This window comes from Acinetobacter sp. P1(2023) (assembly GCF_028367635.1).
Lineage (GTDB): Bacteria > Pseudomonadota > Gammaproteobacteria > Pseudomonadales > Moraxellaceae > Acinetobacter > Acinetobacter pittii_E.
Genome location: NZ_JAQNDD010000009.1, coordinates 63,405 through 82,064, shown reverse-complemented (window position 1 = coordinate 82,064; position 18,660 = coordinate 63,405). Strand labels below are relative to the sequence as shown.

Sequence of the window (18,660 nt, the reverse complement as noted above, 5' to 3'; positions counted from 1 at the left end):
ACCACTTTTTCTAAAGTAATTTCCGCAGATTAGCCTGGGAAAATACCGCGCTCTTTACGAGCTTTTAAGATACGCTCACATGCCAAGATGTAAGCTGCTGTACGTAAAGTACAAGCGTTGCTGTTTGCTGTATTCCAAACGTCGTCCATAGCTTGAACCATCAATTTGTCTAAACGCTCATTGATTTCTTCTTCAGTCCAGAAGTAGCTCGCCATGTCTTGAACCCATTCGAAGTAACTTACAGTTACACCGCCGGCGTTACATACAACGTCAGGAACGACAACAATGCCACGCTCAACTAAAACGTCTTCAGCTTTAGGATAAGTCGGGCCGTTTGCGCCTTCTAAAATCAACTTAGCTTTAAGTTTTTGCGCACGTTCAACAGTGATTTGGCCTTCCAATGCAGCAGGAACAATAATGTCAACTTCAGCTGTCCAGAAATCTTCGTCAGCAATTGATTGAGCACCAGCAAAGCCACCAACACCTTGGTTTGCATTTACGTGATCACGTAATGCTTCAAGATCAATACCATCAGCATTGAAAATTGTGCCAGTATGGTCTTGAACGTGTGTAACTTTCGCTTTTGATTCAACAAATAAGAAAGCTGCTTCACTACCTACGTTACCAAAACCTTGAATAGCGATTTTCGCACCTTCAATTGGTAAATTGATTTTTGCAGCTACTTCACGACCTGTAACAAATACGCCACGACCAGTCGCTTTTACACGACCTAAAGAACCACCTAAGTGAACTGGTTTACCAGTTACAACACCTGTTACTGTATAACCTTGGCTTGTAGAATAAGTATCCATCATCCAACCCATAATATTGGCATTTGTACCAACGTCTGGAGCAGGGATATCTTTTTGAGGCCCAATAATGTGACCAATTTCAGTCGTATAACGACGAGTCAAACGCTCTAATTCACGATTAGATAATTTACGTGGATCAACACGAATACCACCTTTCGCACCGCCAAATGGCAAGTTCAAAACAGCAGTTTTAATTGTCATCCATGCAGACAACGCCATCACTTCATTCAAGTCAACATTTGGATGGTAACGAACACCACCTTTACCAGGACCACGAGACAAGTTGTGTTGTACACGGTAGCCTTCAAAGTGCTGAATAGAACCGTCATCCATCACGATTGGCACGTCTACAATAAGTGCACGTTTTGGACGTTTTAAAGTGTCGATAAACTCGGCTAAGTGGTCTAAGTATGGAGCAACACGGTCAATTTGTGCCAAGTAAGTTTGCCATGCATCGCTGTGTTCGTTTACGTATGAAAGATCTGACATCTTTTTTCCTATATACCTTCATAGACTCAGAATTGATAAATCTGCAGTCTTTATTATTCAGCAACCAAAACCTTGAAATAACAATGCTTTAGTTTATTTACTAAATCTTTTGCTCTTCTAAAGCATCAGATTTTTTAAATTCCATTTGTTGATACTAAAAGTATGATCTACTTTTATATATCGATATCTTTTACAAGCTTTCTTTCATTTAACTTACTGTTTATAAAGCTATCTTTATAAAAGTAAAGTTTAACCACAACCCACTTAATCCAGTCGGCTGAAATATAAGTACAAAAGAAATGACATAACCGTTTGGGAGTTAAAAAGAACGATGATTTATCGAAAAATCATGTGTCCATAAAAATTATTTTGACTAATCGATAGATCCCTCCATTAGTCTTTTTAAAAATAAACATTGTTCAATAATGCTACAGATTAATTATCTCTACAGATACTGCTTAAAATTAAGCCGAAACATAGCTATAAAATCTTCTAATAAATATAGCATAGAGCGCACTCATTTAGAACATTTTAAAATAAATAAGCAGAGAAAAAATAATCAATTCATACTACTTCTTATAATAAAAAAACAACAAATATTAAAAAAACCTTAACTTTGATAAAAATTTTTTATAGAAAACAAATATCCATAAATAAAAAAAATACTTCAAATTTAAACCATAAATAACAATAACTTAAAAATTAGATATCTATAAAAAATCATCAAAAAATTATGTATTCTCTACATTAAATCTATATTAAGTTCATTTCTAATACATATTCTATAAAACCCTAAATTCCTCATTATTAAATAATCAGATGAAACATAGACTTAATCAATGAGTTATAACAAATAAATATTAATAAGAATCCGATAAATGGTAATTTTATAAAACAATATTTGTTTTTATGATTAAAATTAAAAAAACATTTTAAAAAAAAATATATATTTTTTGCTTTTAAAGTTTCTTCTCAGCCATAAAAAAGGCCCCATATGGGGCCCCTAAAACTACATTTCTGTGTGCTTACAAGTTTAGCTCTGCACTTCATCTTTGTTTCGATAAAAAATGAAATAACTTAGATAACATAGAAGCATAAAAATAATGCAACAGATAAAACCAACTTGCATAGATGGATCAAACACCATACTGATACAGGTAACGATACAGAATAGCCCACCTACAATTGGAGTAAGAGGGAAAAGAGGTGCGGCGAAACGTAAATCTTTTGCTGTTTTACCTGACTTATACCATTGTCTACGGAAGTTAAATTGTGAAACACAAATCGCAATCCAAACCACAACCATTGTAAAAGCCGCAACACCCAATAAATTCTTAAAAATTGTTTCTGGTGCAAATTGTTCTGAAAGTAATCCAGGAATTGCACCAAACATAGTTACAGTAATGGCAACAATAGGTGTTCCTGAAGGAGTTAATTTAGAAAATATTTTTGGTAATTGATTTTTTGCTGATAGTGACCACATCATACGTGAAGCAGCAAACAAACCAGAATTTGCAGCAGATAGTAAAGCCGTAATAATTACAAAGCGAATAATGTCTTCTGCATAAGGGATCCCAATATAATTAAATACTGTCACAAAAGGGCTATTACTTACTTCATTCGCGCTAAGACCTGCAAGTTGATACGGTAGTAATGAACTAATCACCACAATTGTACCCACAAAGAAAATCAGTAGTCGCCAAATAGCTGCATTAATTGCTTTAGGAACTGTCTGTGCTGGATTTTCCGCCTCCCCAGCGGCTACCCCAATTAATTCTGTACCGGAAAAAGCAAAGTTAACAATAAGCATGGTGGCAAAAATTGGGAAGAGACCATTTGGAAACCATCCATGAGCCGTCAAGTTGCTAAACAATGGCGCCGTTTCATGTCCGTGATAAGGAATAAAACCAAAAATTGCCAGTAACCCAAGCCCAATGAAACAGATGATAGTGATAACTTTGACGAGTGCTAACCAAAATTCAGACTCGGCAAATAATCGAGTTGAACTAATATTAAGGAAAAAAACTAAGGCACCAAAAAAAAGAGTCCAAGCCCATACTGAGGTAGAAGGAAACCACTCCTGAACCAGTAAAGCCGCAGCGGTAAACTCAGTTCCTAAAGTTGCAGTCCAAGTTAACCAATAGAGCCAAGTAATCATATAGCCCGTACCTGGACCAATATAACGGCGGGCGTATTCACCAAAAGAACCTGATTCAGGCACATGGACCGCCAGCTCACCAAGACATAACATCACGGTATAGGCAATTAAACCGCCCAAAAAATAAGAAATAATTGCGCCAATTGGGCCGGCTTGGGAAATTACATCACCAGACCCTAAAAAAAGACCTGTACCTATGGCACCGCCAAGGGAGATCATCACCAAATGTCGAGTACTCATTGCTCGTTTCAAAGGTGCAGAACTTCCATGTTGCGATGCATCATTATTCCGATAATTTAATGATTGCATATAAAAAACTGTAACGACAATTTAGTAAAAAATCATTTTAGGAGAAAAAAATAAATATGCAATTATCTTTAAGGAGTGGACTTATTTTAACCAAGTCTCTTGCACTAAAAACAAATAATATTTAAAAACAATTATTTAATATTTTTTATAGTTATAACTGTATTTTAATTAACCTTATATTATTTCCAAAATTTATATATATTAAAACCCCATTTATTTTTAAATATAATATTTATATACATGGCTGGTCATGGCTGCTTTTAATACAGAGAATATGTACATAATAAACCCACTATTTATTTAAATAATGAGTTTTAAAATAATATACAAATAAATTTATAAAAAAATTTATTTTTAAGCAAAAAATAAAGCTCAAACTTTCAGGTTTGAGCTTTATTTAAGCGCTATAAATTTTTAATAGCTAATCGGAGTCAATTGTTCTGTAGGCTGGATTGAACCTTCTGTAAATTCACACAACCCTTGTTCATCACAAGACAAATTTAGTTGCTTATAGCTAATTGAAAAAGAGTCAGAATATTTTTTGACTACAAACGGGCTCATATCCGACGTTAAAGGCTCTTCACTCTTGAACAATTTAATAATCTTACGATCATTCATAGCTAACAAATAAATTTCATTATTTAATTCAATATGCACTACACCTGTGTGTTCAGCCACAATTGGAACCAAATAAGATTTATTCACCAGCAGAGTATCTACCGCATAGCTTTCAAACTTTGAATTAATGAGGTTGAATACCAGAATTGAACCAAAGCTGGTCTGCAAACCTTCTTTATAATTTGCTGCTTCCTGAATTCGCTGTACTTTAATCCCCAACTTTTGAAAGTCTAGCTCAGTTGCTTGCTTACTCTTTATCAGGCTACGCGTAATAGCCTGTTTAAGTGGGTTATCAAAATAACGTTCATCGAGCTGAAAATCGTTCTGGCGCAATATTTTCAACAACATTTCGTCATGATGGGTAAGAACATGCGCAAGTACATTACGGAAATAAAATTTACTTTGCTTTTTGACCTTACGAACCTGCTTATAAAAATAGATTTCATCAAAGTCATGTTCAATAAAATCATGCAATAAGCTTGAACTTGCCAATACAGACAATGCTTCATGACCAGTAAATGGCAAATGAATCGTATGTAAGTTTGGTAACAGCTCTTTTATTTTTAAATAATGTTCACGGTCAACCGAGAAATATGGATCATAAACAATCACGTATTCACGCGCTGCATCCACATCTTGCGGCTGGATTTGCATGTCTTTATTTGCCACAGCGTCGAAAAACTCAGCATAGCGTCGATCTTCAACCTGCTCAGGATCAATTGAATATTGAGGCACAAATGCAATCACACGGTTCATATTCAATAAATTAGAATATTTAATTGCTGCATAGCCGCCCATTGAACCGCCATAACCCACAATATTTTTAAAGCCTTCTAAAATAGGCGAAATCGCTTTTGCCAGCTCAATCATGCTTGCTTGAGGAAACCATGATTTTTGTTTTGGCATTACCCCAATAACATTATATTGGTATTTAATTAGGGACTTTTCAGCATTGATAGATAAGCCACTCGCTCGGGTAATCAAATCGCCAAAAGAGAGAACTAATGTATTAGAATCGCCTGGTAAAAAAATGGCTCTAATGTGTTCGTCTTCAAAAATAATTTGCTTATCCATGCTCACACCGAAAGAAAATTTACTCCCACATACAACGTCAAAAATGAAACAAAATAGGTGTTTTGCCAATTTATGATTGCGGAGTATCTTATTTTATAGATGCCAGTCAGATTAAAAAGCGCAAAATATGACACAATCCTTACATCCTGCCGCTCAAAAAGGCTTCAGTTCAGCTGCTGAACTATATCAGCAAGTTAGACCCAATTATCCCGCAGAAATAGTAAGTTGGCTGCAAAATTGCCTACAAATACAGGAAAACTCTACTGTTATTGACCTTGGATCGGGTACTGGCAAATTCTTACCCTACTTAAAACAAACACATGCAGATGTTATTGCAGTTGAGCCAATTGGCGAGATGTTACAGCAGCTCCAACAAGTTTATTCTGATATCAAAACATTACAGGCTTTTAGCAATTCAATTCCTGTAGCAGACCATATAATTGATGCCATTATTTGTGCGCAATCTTTTCACTGGTTTGATAACCTTGATACCTTAACAGAAATGTATAGGGTCTTAAAACCGCAAGGACATTTAGGACTCGTTTGGAATCAACGCGACGAACGTACGGACTGGGTAAAAGCCTTAGCTGATTTTTTACTCTCACTTGAAGGAGACACGCCGCGTTACCATAGTGAAAAGTGGAAACGTGTGTTTGAACAACAAGATTTATTCGTGTTTGATAGTCTACAAACATTTACACAATCGCAATGTGGTCCTGTCGAACAAGTCGTAAGTAAACGTTTACTCTCTACGAGTTTTATTGCTGCAATGACTGAAAAAGATCAGTTACAACTCAAAGCACAGTTTGAAAAAATTGTTTATGATTTTACGGGATTAGGTCCTCAAGATCAGATTCATTTTCCATATGTTACGTATGCATATCACTTTCAGAAAAGTACGTTAGCCGTTAAATAATTAGTGAATAGGTTTGGTTGAAAGTTATGAAGAAGAAAACACCTCAAATCATATTAATGTCTTTGCTTTGCTCTGGCCTATTTCTTACTGCCTGTAAAAAAGCGGATGAGCCTGCTAAGACGGAGCAACCTTCTGCCACCTCGTCTACCGATCAGGTTTTAGAAAAACTAAATGAAAGACCAGTTAAGACATTCCCTGCCACTGCTGAGGACGCACACGATATTGCGCTATTAGAAGATTATGACCGTCGCTTTACAGAAATGAGTGACGAGATGGAAAGCGAATTAGCAAAAATGCATGAAGCTGGAACTCTGACTACAGAGTTTGAGCAACAACGTACTCTTGATCATGTCCGCTCTTCTCTGACCATGTTAAAAGATTTAGATTTAAAAACTGAGCAAGGCCGTTACATTCAGGGTTTATTTTATCAATATTGGGAAAACCAAGAAAAACATTTGAGTGATAATCAGGCTAATAAAGATGAACAGATCAACGATCTTGCTGACTATTTACAAGCGCAAAATCAATTGAAATATTGGAAAGCATCGCAACAGAAATAAATATTAAATTGCTTATAAAAAGCCTTCATGAATATGAAGGCTTTTTTAAAATTATATATTTTGTTTTTCAACCCAATGAATTGCCTGAACGCGGAATAATTCACATGCTCCATCGCCTGTATCGGTTGGCGTAAGAGACGATTTCCAGACTAAATTTTTGTCCTTAATTTCGACAAGGTCACCTTTAAGATAGACCAGATCACCACGTTTAACGTGTTTAATCTGTTCTGCAATTTTCGGGTTTGCAGGAATGATATGCATGTTAGACACCATTTGCATAGCTTGCTCTGCTGGAACAGGTAATTTAGGAATTTTCCAGTTTAAATAACGGTCATATTGTTTCACTGAAATATGACGTGCAATTTCAGGCTGTGCAAACAATCCCCAACTTACGGCATAGTCGATAGGAGAAAATTTAGCTTGTTCATCATTTTGATAAACTTTTGAGCCCAAGATTCTGAAATTTCCTTGAAAAGGTTGTAATACAGAAATAGATTGATCTTTTTCTATGGGACTCAAACCATTGGCAATATTATATTCACTTGAGGTCGATGCAAATGCTGAACTCATGCCAATAGCAGCTAAAAAGCCCATCATCAAACGTTGTTTTTTCATCGCGTTACACCTCAAATATTGCTAGATCAAAGTGAATAGATCTTCAATTTATAATAGCTTTAAGCGATGAAAAAAATATCGAAATTTAGTAACAATACAGATCAATTTCGTCTATTTTTGTGCTGAATTAAACAGCTTATTAGTCTTCAAAATCTATTCGCAAAGTTTCAAAACGAACTCTACCTTGTTGGACCGCTTGTGCAATCGCCTGTTGACCTTTCGTCAGTCTAGCCCCACCGCTTTTTACATCGAGTAGAATAATATTGATGTCTTCTGCTGTCCCATCACCATCGCGGAAATCGGTATATCCATCAAAGATAATATAGTCCACTGGATCGCCCATGAATTTTGCATCACTGGGTAAATATTGAAATTCAGGTAAAACCGGGGCAAATTGTTCTGCCATTTTTCCTTTCAACACTGCACGGCTTGTATTTACACTTCTCTTTTGTGCTTGAGTGAGGGCTTGTTGATGCTCTAGTTCAAGTTCAGCAATATATTGCTCATATTCAGCCTTAATTCGTCCATTGCGAGTATTTGATAAAATAAGAGTAGTGATAATGATGCCAATTCCAGCACCAATAAGCATGGCAAGCCATACAGACATAAACTTTCCTTAAAAAGTGCGAATTAAGATTACAGATCTAATCATATCTAAAATAACGAAACAGCTTAAACTTTTGTCAAATGTGGTCATCTCCTTCACATAAAAAGATGCTAAGGTATAAAACATAAACAAATGTGCTGCTGAAAATAATTGGATTTATGAAAACGATACTTATTGCAAATCAAAAGGGCGGATGCGGAAAAACCATGACGGCCATTACGTTGGCAACAGCATTGGCACAAAAAGGATATAAAGTAGCATTAGCAGATTCTGACAATCAAAAATCGGCTTTACAGTGGTTAAAACAGCGCCCCGATGGTGTCGCAAAAATTCAAAGCCTCGACTGGCGTCATGAAAAATCAATTGGTGACGCACCAAAAAATCTGGATTATTTAATTATTGATGCACCAGGTGCTCTTTCAGGCGAGCATGCTGAACAGCTTATTAGTGAAGCTCACGCCATTATTACCCCACTTCAGCCATCATTTTTTGATATAGACAGTACTCGCCGCTTTTTAAAGCATTTACAAGATATTAAACGTATTCGTAAAGGCAAAGTTCAGATTTTACTGCTTGCAAATCGCGTCAAACCCAATAGTGCTAGTTCAAAAGACATTCAACAGTTTTTTGAAAAAATTGAGCAAGAACCTGTTGCCTGGATTGCGGAACGCACTGCATATGGCAGCTTGGCAATGCAAGGTTTAAGCATTTTCGATAAGCCACAAAAAAACTTTATTACGATTCAAAATCAATGGCAACCAGTTCTAAATAAATTAATTGAAGATAAAGCTGAGTGGTTTTAAAGGAATTTTAGCACTGAAACTGAATGTATAAGGTTCTTTACATTAGGATCCTAAAATTTGCCTCAGGTTATTTTTCAGTTAAGATGACTTTATTCTATGTAGAAAATTAGAGAAATATTGTTCGTGCATCCATACGCTCCTAATTTACAGCGCGTTTTATTGTTTGGGCTGTTTTTTATTTTAATTTTTTTGGGATTTAATATCCTGAAATACTTTATTGTTCCTGTACTTTGGGCTGCCATCATTGCTTATATGACTTGGCCTATTTATTTAAGAATTCAACGTTTTTTTGGAGAAAGCCGTAATACTTTAAATGCAACACTCATGATTAGCTTGGTCATTTTGGTTGTGGGCGTTCCTTTTACATGCGCTATTTTTATTTTGCAGCATGAAGGACGCAATTTATATTTTGACTTACAACGTCAGGTTTTTTCAGGCCATTTAAGTGTTCCTGATTTTATCCGGAATCTTCCTTTTATAGGAAAAGAAATCTCTCGCACACTCAATGAATTAAATAATGATCCTAATAGCACGATTCAAAATATCGCAGCTTGGGTACAAAGCCATTTAAGTTATGGTCGTGTGTTGCTCGGTGAAATTAGTAAAAATGTTGTCAAACTCGGCTTTGCGGTATTTAGCCTATTTTTCTTCTATCGTGATGGACAACTGATTTTATCTCAGGTGAGTAAAGCTTTAGAAATGGTGATTGGCCCTCGTATTCATCATTATCTTGATACGATTTCCGAGACAACTCGTGCAGTCGTGTATGGCGTGGGTTTAACTGCAATTGCTCAAGCTGTTTTAGCTGGTTTAAGTTACTTCGTAGCAGGTGTACCAAACCCTATGGTACTCACTATTGCTACTTTCTTATTGGCTTTAATTCCATTTGGTACTCCAATTTCTTATTTAGGCGTTGGCTTATGGTTGTTCTCTCAAGGTCAAACCATGGAAGCAATTGGCGTGGTTGTGTGGGGTGTAGTGATTGTCAGCAGTTCAGATAATGTTATTCGTCCACTGGTGATTTCTGGTGCTACCAAAATTCCATTCTTATTAATTATGTTCGGTGTATTAGGTGGTATTGCAAGTTTTGGATTGGTAGGTCTATTTATTGGTCCTGTCATTTTGGCTATTTTGCTAGCAATTTGGCGTGAATGGTTACATGAAACGATTGAACCAGAACCTATGCCAAAAACCACTATGATTTATGATTCTGATCATGAATCTTCAACTGATAAAGAGTGACATCGCTATTTAATTTAAAAATGTTTCTAGATACAAATTAACTATTTAAATTAACTTGTAGGTTAAACCTGCGTTTGTTTGAATCAAACGATCATACATATTTATAAGGACATCCAATTATGCAGATGTTTAATAAAATTGGCGCGGTCTGCGCGCTTACGGCTCTTTTTACGGTTGGCTGTAGTTCGGTAACAAAAACTGTTTCTGATACAGCTCAAGCATTAACCACAATGCATACAAAAAAAGTGGTTGATGTAAATGAAGTAACTGCTAACGGTATAGGTAAAAAAATTGGTACGGTTAGCTTCCAAGATAGCGATAAAGGTTTAATTATTACCCCAGCCCTTGCTGACTTACCAAGCGGTACTCGTGGTTTCCATATTCATGAAAATGGTTCTTGTGCACCTGCTGTAAAAGATGGAAAACCTGGTGCGGCTTTAGCTGCGGGTAGTCACTATAACCCGAACCAAGCACCTCATCATGGTACACCAACCACAGGCCATCTCGGTGATCTACCTGCCTTGGTGGTCGATAACACAGGTGTTGCAACAACAGCTGTGATCGCACCTCGATTAAAACTTGCTGACATTCAAGGTCGAGCTATTATGATCCACGCGGGTGGCGACAATTACTCAGACTCACCTCAACCTCTTGGCGGTGGCGGAGCACGAATTGCGTGTGGCGTGATTAAATAATTGATGTCTTTTTTAAATTGTGGGTATCTAAAAAGATATCCACAATTTTGCTAATTTTTTAATCATTACAACTTGGTCTAAGCATAATAAAATCTTAAAAATTGACTGACTTTTGTAGATAAAAAGAATAATATTTTTGAAGTAATAAAAATTTAAAGTTCCATACTGCTTTCTCACGTATTCTCTAAGTTAGAACAAAAGCCGTGAATTATCTGACCCAATTAATTAATAGCTTTAAGACAAACTCTATTTTAATTTATTGCCTGCAAATTTTGATTGTACTCACAGGCACAACTTTAGGTTTGCTTTGGTTAGGACATAACGAGCTAATTGTTCCAGTCACTTTAGGAGCAATTGCAGCAGCTTTAACGGACTTTGATGATCGTTTAAGTATTCGATTACGTAACTTGGCCTATGTCTGCCTGCTCTTTTTTACAGTCAGCAGTATCCTTGGCTTTTTAGCTCCCTACAAAATTTTCTTTATTTTATATCTCTCAATCTCAAGTGCTTTTTTTATTTTACTAGGAGCCTTAGGGCAACGTTATGCCACGATTTCTTTTGGCACAATTTTGCTCTCCATTTATAGCATGTTCGGGGTAGGTGAATATGTACATTGGTATCAACAACCTACCTATTTTGTGTATGGTGCTCTCTGGTACGGTTTAACTTCTATTTTATTTTTTATTATTAAACCTACCCTTCCCTTACAAGACAAACTCTCACAAATCTTTCAAGAAATTTCTGCATTACTGCAAGCTAAAGCACGTTTGTTTGATCCTGACAATAAAGAGAATGTAGAACAGCTTTTATATGAACTATCCTTACAAAATACGCAAGTTGCTCAAAGTCTTAATCAAATCCGCAGCTCCTTGCTTACTCGATTGAAAGCTTCGAGGGTGAGTAATAGAAGTATCTATTGGCTAAACCTGTATTTTTTCGCCCGTGATATTCACGAGCAAGCGACTTCAAATTATTTACATTACGAACATATTCAACAGAATTTTAGCCGCAGTGATCTTATTTTCCGTTTCCAAAAAAACCTACGACTACAAGCGCAAGCATGCCAAAAATTAGCTCAATGTATTTTATATAACCAGCCATTTCAGCCTTCGCAAGAAAGTCAAACCGTATTAGGACATTTGGAAAGTTCTTTAAAAGACTGGATACAACAACATCCACAAAATTTTGAAGTTAAAAATTTAAAACTTATTTTTGATAATTTAAAAGGAATGCATGAACAGTTTGAACAACTGCAATATGCCCAACCTGTTCCTGAAAATAACACTCAAACAAGACAAGAACACTTAAATTTACTTGATGATGATATTCAAGGATTTTCAGATCTTATCTTAAAACTTCGGCAGCAACTTACGCCGCAGTCAGCCCTGTTTAGACACGCTATACGAATTGCTGTCGTTTTCGCGGTAGGTTATGCGATTTCATTATTACCCTTTGCACAGCATGGTTATTGGATTTTGCTCACTAGCTTATTTGTCTGTCAGATTACTTATTTTGCGACTAAAAGCCGTCTTAAACTAAGAACTATTGGTACTTTGCTCGGCGTTTTATTAGGCGTACCTATTTTATATTTTGTTCCAAGTATTGAAGGCCAGCTCATTCTTACCATTATTTGTGGAGTTAGCTTTTTCTACTTACGCCAGAAGAAATATGCCCTAGCAACACTGATGGCAACCTTAATGGTATTGCTCATTTTTAACTTAAAAGGCGCAGGTTACAGCATTATTTTACCTCGCCTAATCGATACCTTATTAGGCTGTTTGATTGCATGGCTTGCCGTAAACTTTATTTGGCCCGACTGGAACTTCCGTAATATTCCAAACAATATTAAGAAAAGTAGCAAAGCCACCTTAGATTATTTCAATGTGATTGTTGAACAATATCAATATGGAAAAAAGCAGGATATAGAGTACCGCCGAATTCGTCGTGCTGCGCATAATGCTCAAATCGAGCTATCAAATATGATCTCGAGTTTAAGTGCCGAACCGAACCCTAACCCTCAACTCATCCATTATGCTTTTCGTTATCTGGTCTATAGCCACAGCCAACTGAGTTACGTAGCAGCGTTAGGAAGTCAGCGTCAAAAAATTGATGATGAGCAGATTTTGCAATTATTGTTACGCTGCCAGCAAATGATAAGCCAGAGTGTTCTTGAGCAATCACTTCCCAATCCGAAGCTTATTGAACAAATCTTACAAGAAATTCAAAGCATAACTGCACATGAACACCTTTCCGAAAAATATATATTAGTCTTGAAACAAATCACTTTATTGTTAGAAACCTTGCCTGAACTATTAACACTTAAAGGCAAGCTTTTAGAACAAGAAATGATGTAAAACTAAAAAAAATACCGGAATATTGATTCCGGTATTTTTAATTTAATCATTTCCTTCGAGCTTTCTTTCTTGCATTTCCTGCTTTAGAGCAATTCGCGGTTGGCTAAACCAAAGAGCAATAAAGGTAAATGCAGATAATGCAAAAGCCCATAAATGAAATTGTGTATAGAGGTAACGTACTAGCTCAATCATTGCAAAGAAACTCATCATCAACAACATCGAAACTGCTGCGGCAACTGTTCCTTTTGATACTTCAGATGACATGAGAGCAAAACGATATAAGACTGAGAAACTAATCCCTTCACCAAAACAAATCAGAGTCATACCTGTAAGCAAACAAGGTATGAGATAGGTTTGCCACATCACACCCAAGATTAAAATGAGTGTACCCAACAGCATAATAGGCAAACCCATCATGACCGTTTTCCCTAAAGCCAAACGGTCAATAATTTTAATTAAGACGATGTTACCTACAATTAAACCCAAAAATACAGGGAATTGAGCTAAACCATATTGCACACTGGTAAGTTTTAATTCATCTACTAAAATGATTGGAGATAAAGCAATCCATAACATTAAAGGCATGCCCACTAAGGGTAATGCAAGGCTTAGACCTAAAAAACGGCGGTTGGTAAACACCTTCTTAAAGTCATCAAAAAGATAACTAAAGGGTTGCTTGGTTACACTCGCTTGCTGACTTGGCATCTGTTTTTTCAAACCGATCCAGCTGAGTAATGCCAATACAGCGATGGCGACAAAACCCCAATGCCAAGACACATAATCAATTAAGAAAGCACCAAGTACAGGTCCGAGCAAGGGTGCAAGTAACGAGATATTCGCCATGAGTGCCATGACTTTAATCGCATCACGCTCAGCAAAACTCTCTTGAATGGCCGCATAACCAACAGCTGAAATTACAGTTAAGCCAATTCCCTGCAAAAATCTTAAAGCTAGAAATTGCTCGATTTGCGTCGTCAGTAAAATTAAAAAACAGCATAGAGCAAAAAATAAAACTCCTGCTAATAGTACTTTTTTACGTCCGAGCCGGTCCGACAAAGGCCCCAGCAACCATGCAACTGTGGCGCCACCTAATAAATAAAATGACATTGAAGAGGGTGCCCAAGTTGCACTCACCCCAAAATCTTCAGTAATTGCCAACATGGCTGGCTGAATCAAGTCATTACCAATATAAACCGCAAATTCAAATAGCACTAAAGCTAAAGGAAACATCAACGTTGTACGGTTCAACGTTGTCGTTTGAATATTTTTCATGAGTTTTACACTTCAAAATAGCGGCCATATGTCTCTATGACTATCTAAAAAATAAGATGTAGTCATGACGATGACATGTATGGTCAATCAATCTTTAGTTAAGTTGTTATATGCCGTGAGAGTGCATGTTTAGAATGTGAAACACCGTATTCACAGGGTGTCTAAAACGAGAAAAAATGTATGACGTGAGATTCGGTAATTTTTACCAATCGGCACAATTGCCGAGCGCAACAATAGCATTTTTTAAATTGATCAGCAATCATGCAATTTCAAGAAATTCAAATTTCAATTTTTGCCCTAAAAAACTAAAAACTTCTGTTGTGTACAAAATCAAAGTTATCCACATATTCGATAAAAAATTAAACATTAAGGACAAGGGTTAACTTGAAAGTCTGTGGTTTCCTCCCCTTTTGTACATTGATAGCTTTGCTTTTTATTCACAATTTTCCAAACTTGCTGATCTCGTTTTAATAAATATTCAGTACGTGTTTTCGAGACAGCATCTGGACTAGGCTCTGTTTGTAAAATAGTAACTTGCGCATTGGAAGGATCATCTGCAGCATTCATTTGCTGCGAAATATCTAAATTGCTTGCATCATTTAAAAGATCTGGTTGATCAAGTAATACAGCCTGTATCGGACTATCAGCAAGTTGAGTCGAAGAATTTTGAGGCGGAGCACAAGCCGTTAATATGCTTAAGCTGAAAATAATCAACAAACAATTTTTTTTCATTATCCTTCCCCTCTATTTACTCAAAATTAATGCTAAAACGAATAAGCTGTTTTTTCCTTTGAACTTTGTAAACATCCATAAGATGAGTGATATGAATGAGATAGGAAGTTTTTAAAAAGAAAAATCTTAATAATTGTTGATTTTTAATCAATAATATTTTTCCAATTCATGCATTTTTCTACAACAGTAAATCCCATAGAGTATGTCTCAAATACAGGAATTTAATGAGAGCAACTTCCATGAGTAAGATTTTAGTGATTAATGGCGCTAAACAATTTGCCCATTCAAACGGTGAATTAAATGACACATTAACCACCCTCGCAACTACACATCTCACGGAACTCGGACACGAAGTTCAAGTCACTCGTGCAGACAGCAATTATGATGCTGAAAGTGAAGTTGAAAAATACTTGTGGGCAGATGTCGTTATCTATCAAATGCCAGGCTGGTGGATGGGTGCACCTTGGACAGTCAAAAAATATATTGATGATGTGTTTACCACAGGCCATGGTTCCCTTTATGCAAGTGATGGCCGTAGCCGTTCTGATGCCTCAAAAAAATATGGTTCAGGTGGTTTAATTCATGACAAAAAATATATGCTATCACTCACCTGGAATGCACCGATGGAAGCATTTGACGATGCAGATCAGTTCTTCCATGGCATAGGGGTAGACGGCGTTTATTTACCATTTCATAAGGCCAATCAATTCTTAGGCATGACTACATTACCTACTTTTATTGTAAACGACGTGATTAAAATGCCTGACGTTGATAGTTATATTGAAGAATATAAAGCACACTTAAATACTGTATTTGCAGCAGCCTAATAAGGAGAAATCCATGCTAACCATTATTGCGGAAATTCGTACTCAATCAGGCGGACAACATCGCCAGAATGTATTGGATGCCTTTCAAAAAATCATTCCCACTGTTTTAGCAGAAGATGGTTGCCATGGTTATGAACCTTTAGTTGATCACAAGCCAAGTGCGAGCTTTCAGACTCAAGATCCTGACACAATTGTCATGTTGGAAAAATGGGAAAGTGTGGCTCACCTTGAAGCACATTTAGCTACTCCGCATATGCAAGCACATCACGCAGCAGTTAAAGATGATGTTATTGATGTCAAAATTAAAATTTTAGAAAGCGGCGTATAATTTATTTAGACCATAAAAAAAGACGATATATTTATCGTCTTTTTTATTTTTAAGAACAAAGCTGCGTTTGAAAGCCTCTAGAGCCTTTCCCTCTCGCGCATTGATAGCTCTTTTGTTTATTTTGTAATTGCCACTTTTCATCAATCAATTTAAATGAATATTCTGTTCGGATTGCAGAAACAGAATCATCCATTAAACCAGTTTGAATCACGGTAATACGGGAAACTGTTGGAGATTCTACACGGTTAAATACTTGCTGAACTGAGGTATTGTTATGCTCTTTTACGATCTCTGGTTGAGCTTTAAGTACTTGTTGCATTGGGGTTTCAGAAGCCACAAAAGGAATTAGTTTACTGGTGGTCGCACAGCCAGTAAAAAGTCCCGCACAAAGCGCTGAAATTAAAAATAAACGTTGCATTTTTATCACCAAAAAACAAAAGCCATAGCTTTATGATGCTATGGCTTTGTCGGTTACTCTGTAGAAACTATGTAGCTCTACAAAATAGATCTAACTTAAAGATCAAATAATTTACCTGGGTTCATCAAACCATTTGGGTCAAATACTTTTTTCAATGCCTTCATATATTCAATTTCTTCAGGCGAACGTGAATATTCCAAATATGGCTTTTTCGTCATACCGACACCATGTTCAGCAGAGATTGAACCATCGTATTTTTTCACGGTATCAAACACATATTTATTCACAACCTGACACTTCGCAAAGAACTCATCTTTGGTTAAGTTTTCAGGTTTTAAAATATTTAAGTGCAAGTTACCGTCACCGATATGACCAAACCAGCAAATTTCAAAGTCTGGGTAGTTTTCTTGAACAATCGCATCAATCTCACGAATAAATGCAGGCACGTGAGTAATTAACACTGAAATATCATTTTTGTATGGAATAAACGGCGCGATAGATTCAGAAATATCTTCACGTAAACGCCATAAACTTTCTACTTGGTCAAGGCTCTGGCTCATTACACCATCAAGTACCCAACCTTGCTCCATGCAATGCTCGAAAATCTCCATTGCTTTATCGATAATCGGCTCGTATGGCGCTTCAAACTCAAGCAATACATAGAACGGGCATTCAGTTTCGAATGGACGTTGTACATGACCATTATTTAAAACTTTTTGCATTGCAAGTTCACCAAAGAACTCAAATGCAGTTAAATCGATATCTTTTTGGAATGCATGTAGTACAGGCATTACTGCATCAAAGTCAGGAACACCTAAAACTAAAACTTGTAAGTTTTGTGGTTGACGCTCAAGTTTAATTTCTGCTTCAGTCACTAAACCTAAAGTACCCTCCCCACCAATAAACAAATGCTGTAATGCATAACCAGTTGCATTTTTGACCATGCCTTTGTTTAAACGTAAAATATCGCCTTTACCAGTCACTACGGTTAACCCAAGCACCCAGTTACGTGTCATGCCATATTTAATAACTTTAATACCACCGGCATTAGTACCGATATTACCGCCAATCTGGCTAGAACCTGCTGACGCAAAGTCCACTGGATAATACATGCCTTGTTCTTCTGCATAATTCTGCAATTGCTCAGTCACAACACCAGCTTGCACTCGAACCATACGATCTGCTGGGAAGAACTCAAGAATTTGGTTCATTTTATCCATGCTAATGACAATTTCACCATTGGTTGCTACCGCACCAGCAGAGAGACCAGTACGACCACCTGACGGTGTAATCGCGATATTAAATTGGTTCGCAAGCTTTACAACTGCCTGAACTTGTTCAGTCGTTGATGGAAAAACGATGACCGATGGGTTTGGATTAAAATGCTTGGTATGATCTTTACCCCAGTTTTCGAGACTATCAGCATCGGTTTTAATACGGTTTTCACCGACGATTGCTGTTAATTGGGTGAGTAACTCAGGTGTTAAAGCGACTGGAGCATTCATCGTTTGCAGACCTAGCAAGAAGTAAACTGTGGTGGGACTATGACCTTATATTTCTCAAGGTTTTCACCTGAGCAAAGCCATAATGTTCAAGGAACTCCTATATTCTACATGTATCCGCGCAAGCGATAAAGTTCAGAATAGAGATACAGTCACTACAAAACATGTTTAACGTAAATAAATACTTTCTATGGGGCTTTCAGAGAAAAATCGCATTTAAATAACAAACAAAGCGTATTTTTAAATGCGCGACAAGCCATAAACAGAAGTGATTAGACATAGATAAAATTGCCATAAGGCGATGGTATAAACGAAATATCTATAGCGCT

General features: G+C 36.6%; 17 protein-coding genes. 8 read left to right on the top strand and 9 right to left on the bottom strand.

What is annotated here, in order from left to right; genetic code table 11:
* Positions 1–29: 29 nt before the first annotated feature.
* The 3 genes from POD11_RS13630 to POD11_RS13620 form a co-directional block, all read right to left on the bottom strand.
* Positions 30–1,301, bottom strand: coding sequence for a Glu/Leu/Phe/Val family dehydrogenase (locus POD11_RS13630; RefSeq protein WP_032054674.1), 1,272 nt, complete (start codon positions 1,299–1,301; stop codon positions 30–32).
* A 1,033-nt stretch (positions 1,302–2,334) separates the two neighbouring features.
* Positions 2,335–3,768, bottom strand: a complete 1,434-nt coding sequence (locus POD11_RS13625; RefSeq protein WP_239967083.1) for an amino acid permease — start codon at positions 3,766–3,768, stop codon at positions 2,335–2,337.
* A gap of 414 nt (positions 3,769–4,182) precedes the next feature.
* Positions 4,183–5,460, bottom strand: a complete 1,278-nt coding sequence (locus tag POD11_RS13620; RefSeq protein WP_262457521.1) for a hypothetical protein — start codon at positions 5,458–5,460, stop codon at positions 4,183–4,185.
* A gap of 127 nt (positions 5,461–5,587) precedes the next feature.
* On the opposite strand from POD11_RS13620, the gene POD11_RS13615 reads away from it, so the two are divergent.
* Both POD11_RS13615 and POD11_RS13610 read left to right on the top strand, forming a co-directional pair.
* Positions 5,588–6,376 carry a class I SAM-dependent methyltransferase gene (locus POD11_RS13615; protein WP_262457520.1) on the top strand — a complete coding sequence of 263 codons (789 nt, stop codon included), beginning with the start codon at positions 5,588–5,590 and terminating at the stop codon, positions 6,374–6,376.
* A gap of 26 nt (positions 6,377–6,402) precedes the next feature.
* A complete protein-coding gene (locus POD11_RS13610; protein WP_262457519.1) occupies positions 6,403–6,936 on the top strand; it encodes a hypothetical protein in 534 nt (177 codons plus the stop codon).
* A 51-nt stretch (positions 6,937–6,987) separates the two neighbouring features.
* On the opposite strand, the gene POD11_RS13605 is transcribed toward POD11_RS13610, so the two are convergent.
* Both POD11_RS13605 and POD11_RS13600 read right to left on the bottom strand, forming a co-directional pair.
* Positions 6,988–7,551, bottom strand: a complete 564-nt coding sequence (locus POD11_RS13605) for a hypothetical protein (RefSeq protein ID WP_239967079.1) — start codon at positions 7,549–7,551, stop codon at positions 6,988–6,990.
* Between the two features lie 139 nt (positions 7,552–7,690).
* On the bottom strand, positions 7,691–8,158 hold the full coding sequence (locus POD11_RS13600) for a Holliday junction resolvase-like protein (protein ID WP_016142921.1): 468 nt from the start codon (positions 8,156–8,158) through the stop codon (positions 7,691–7,693).
* A 158-nt stretch (positions 8,159–8,316) separates the two neighbouring features.
* Between POD11_RS13600 and POD11_RS13595 the strand changes: the two genes are divergently transcribed.
* The 4 genes from POD11_RS13595 (at position 8,317) to yccS (ending at position 13,252) form a co-directional block, all read left to right on the top strand.
* Entirely contained in the window at positions 8,317–8,961 is a 645-nt protein-coding gene (locus POD11_RS13595; protein ID WP_262457518.1) for a ParA family protein, read from the top strand.
* A 123-nt stretch (positions 8,962–9,084) separates the two neighbouring features.
* Positions 9,085–10,203 (top strand): AI-2E family transporter, encoded by a 1,119-nt coding sequence (locus POD11_RS13590; RefSeq protein ID WP_016142919.1) that lies wholly within the window; start codon positions 9,085–9,087, stop codon positions 10,201–10,203.
* A gap of 125 nt (positions 10,204–10,328) precedes the next feature.
* Positions 10,329–10,898, top strand: a complete 570-nt coding sequence (gene sodC, locus POD11_RS13585) for a superoxide dismutase [Cu-Zn] SodC (protein WP_262457577.1) — start codon at positions 10,329–10,331, stop codon at positions 10,896–10,898.
* A 203-nt stretch (positions 10,899–11,101) separates the two neighbouring features.
* Positions 11,102–13,252 carry a YccS family putative transporter gene (yccS, locus tag POD11_RS13580; RefSeq protein ID WP_262457517.1) on the top strand — a complete coding sequence of 717 codons (2,151 nt, stop codon included), beginning with the start codon at positions 11,102–11,104 and terminating at the stop codon, positions 13,250–13,252.
* 42 nt (positions 13,253–13,294) lie between these two features.
* On the opposite strand, the gene craA is transcribed toward yccS, so the two are convergent.
* Both craA and POD11_RS13570 read right to left on the bottom strand, forming a co-directional pair.
* Positions 13,295–14,524 (bottom strand): chloramphenicol efflux MFS transporter CraA, encoded by a 1,230-nt coding sequence (craA, locus tag POD11_RS13575; RefSeq protein WP_239967077.1) that lies wholly within the window; start codon positions 14,522–14,524, stop codon positions 13,295–13,297.
* A gap of 366 nt (positions 14,525–14,890) precedes the next feature.
* Complete coding sequence (locus POD11_RS13570; RefSeq protein WP_262457575.1) at positions 14,891–15,259, bottom strand: hypothetical protein; 369 nt, start codon at positions 15,257–15,259, stop codon at positions 14,891–14,893.
* Positions 15,260–15,495: 236 nt separating this feature from the next.
* Here POD11_RS13570 and POD11_RS13565 point away from each other — a divergent pair, with 236 nt between their 5' ends.
* Positions 15,496–16,083 (top strand): NAD(P)H-dependent oxidoreductase, encoded by a 588-nt coding sequence (locus POD11_RS13565; protein WP_224992037.1) that lies wholly within the window; start codon positions 15,496–15,498, stop codon positions 16,081–16,083.
* 13 nt (positions 16,084–16,096) lie between these two features.
* Positions 16,097–16,411 carry a putative quinol monooxygenase gene (locus POD11_RS13560; protein ID WP_262457516.1) on the top strand — a complete coding sequence of 105 codons (315 nt, stop codon included), beginning with the start codon at positions 16,097–16,099 and terminating at the stop codon, positions 16,409–16,411.
* Positions 16,412–16,460: 49 nt separating this feature from the next.
* Here POD11_RS13560 and POD11_RS13555 read toward each other — a convergent pair whose 3' ends face one another.
* Together POD11_RS13555 and POD11_RS13550 are read right to left on the bottom strand one after the other, a co-directional pair.
* A complete protein-coding gene (locus tag POD11_RS13555; RefSeq protein ID WP_016142912.1) occupies positions 16,461–16,829 on the bottom strand; it encodes a hypothetical protein in 369 nt (122 codons plus the stop codon).
* 95 nt (positions 16,830–16,924) lie between these two features.
* Positions 16,925–18,334: an FAD-binding oxidoreductase gene (locus POD11_RS13550; RefSeq protein ID WP_016142911.1), complete on the bottom strand. Its 1,410-nt coding sequence runs from the start codon at positions 18,332–18,334 to the stop codon at positions 16,925–16,927.
* Between the last annotated feature and the right edge of the window lie 326 nt (positions 18,335–18,660).

Coding starts and splice junctions, on each gene's coding strand:
- POD11_RS13630 (WP_032054674.1), bottom strand. CDS start 1,301: ATGTCAGATCTTTCATACGTAAACGAACACAGCGATGCATGGCAAACT.
- POD11_RS13625 (WP_239967083.1), bottom strand. CDS start 3,768: ATGCAATCATTAAATTATCGGAATAATGATGCATCGCAACATGGAAGT.
- POD11_RS13620 (WP_262457521.1), bottom strand. CDS start 5,460: ATGGATAAGCAAATTATTTTTGAAGACGAACACATTAGAGCCATTTTT.
- POD11_RS13615 (WP_262457520.1), top strand. CDS start 5,588: ATGACACAATCCTTACATCCTGCCGCTCAAAAAGGCTTCAGTTCAGCT.
- POD11_RS13610 (WP_262457519.1), top strand. CDS start 6,403: ATGAAGAAGAAAACACCTCAAATCATATTAATGTCTTTGCTTTGCTCT.
- POD11_RS13605 (WP_239967079.1), bottom strand. CDS start 7,551: ATGAAAAAACAACGTTTGATGATGGGCTTTTTAGCTGCTATTGGCATG.
- POD11_RS13600 (WP_016142921.1), bottom strand. CDS start 8,158: ATGTCTGTATGGCTTGCCATGCTTATTGGTGCTGGAATTGGCATCATT.
- POD11_RS13595 (WP_262457518.1), top strand. CDS start 8,317: ATGAAAACGATACTTATTGCAAATCAAAAGGGCGGATGCGGAAAAACC.
- sodC (WP_262457577.1), top strand. CDS start 10,329: ATGTTTAATAAAATTGGCGCGGTCTGCGCGCTTACGGCTCTTTTTACG.
- craA (WP_239967077.1), bottom strand. CDS start 14,524: ATGAAAAATATTCAAACGACAACGTTGAACCGTACAACGTTGATGTTT.
- POD11_RS13565 (WP_224992037.1), top strand. CDS start 15,496: ATGAGTAAGATTTTAGTGATTAATGGCGCTAAACAATTTGCCCATTCA.
- POD11_RS13560 (WP_262457516.1), top strand. CDS start 16,097: ATGCTAACCATTATTGCGGAAATTCGTACTCAATCAGGCGGACAACAT.
- POD11_RS13555 (WP_016142912.1), bottom strand. CDS start 16,829: ATGCAACGTTTATTTTTAATTTCAGCGCTTTGTGCGGGACTTTTTACT.
- POD11_RS13550 (WP_016142911.1), bottom strand. CDS start 18,334: ATGAATGCTCCAGTCGCTTTAACACCTGAGTTACTCACCCAATTAACA.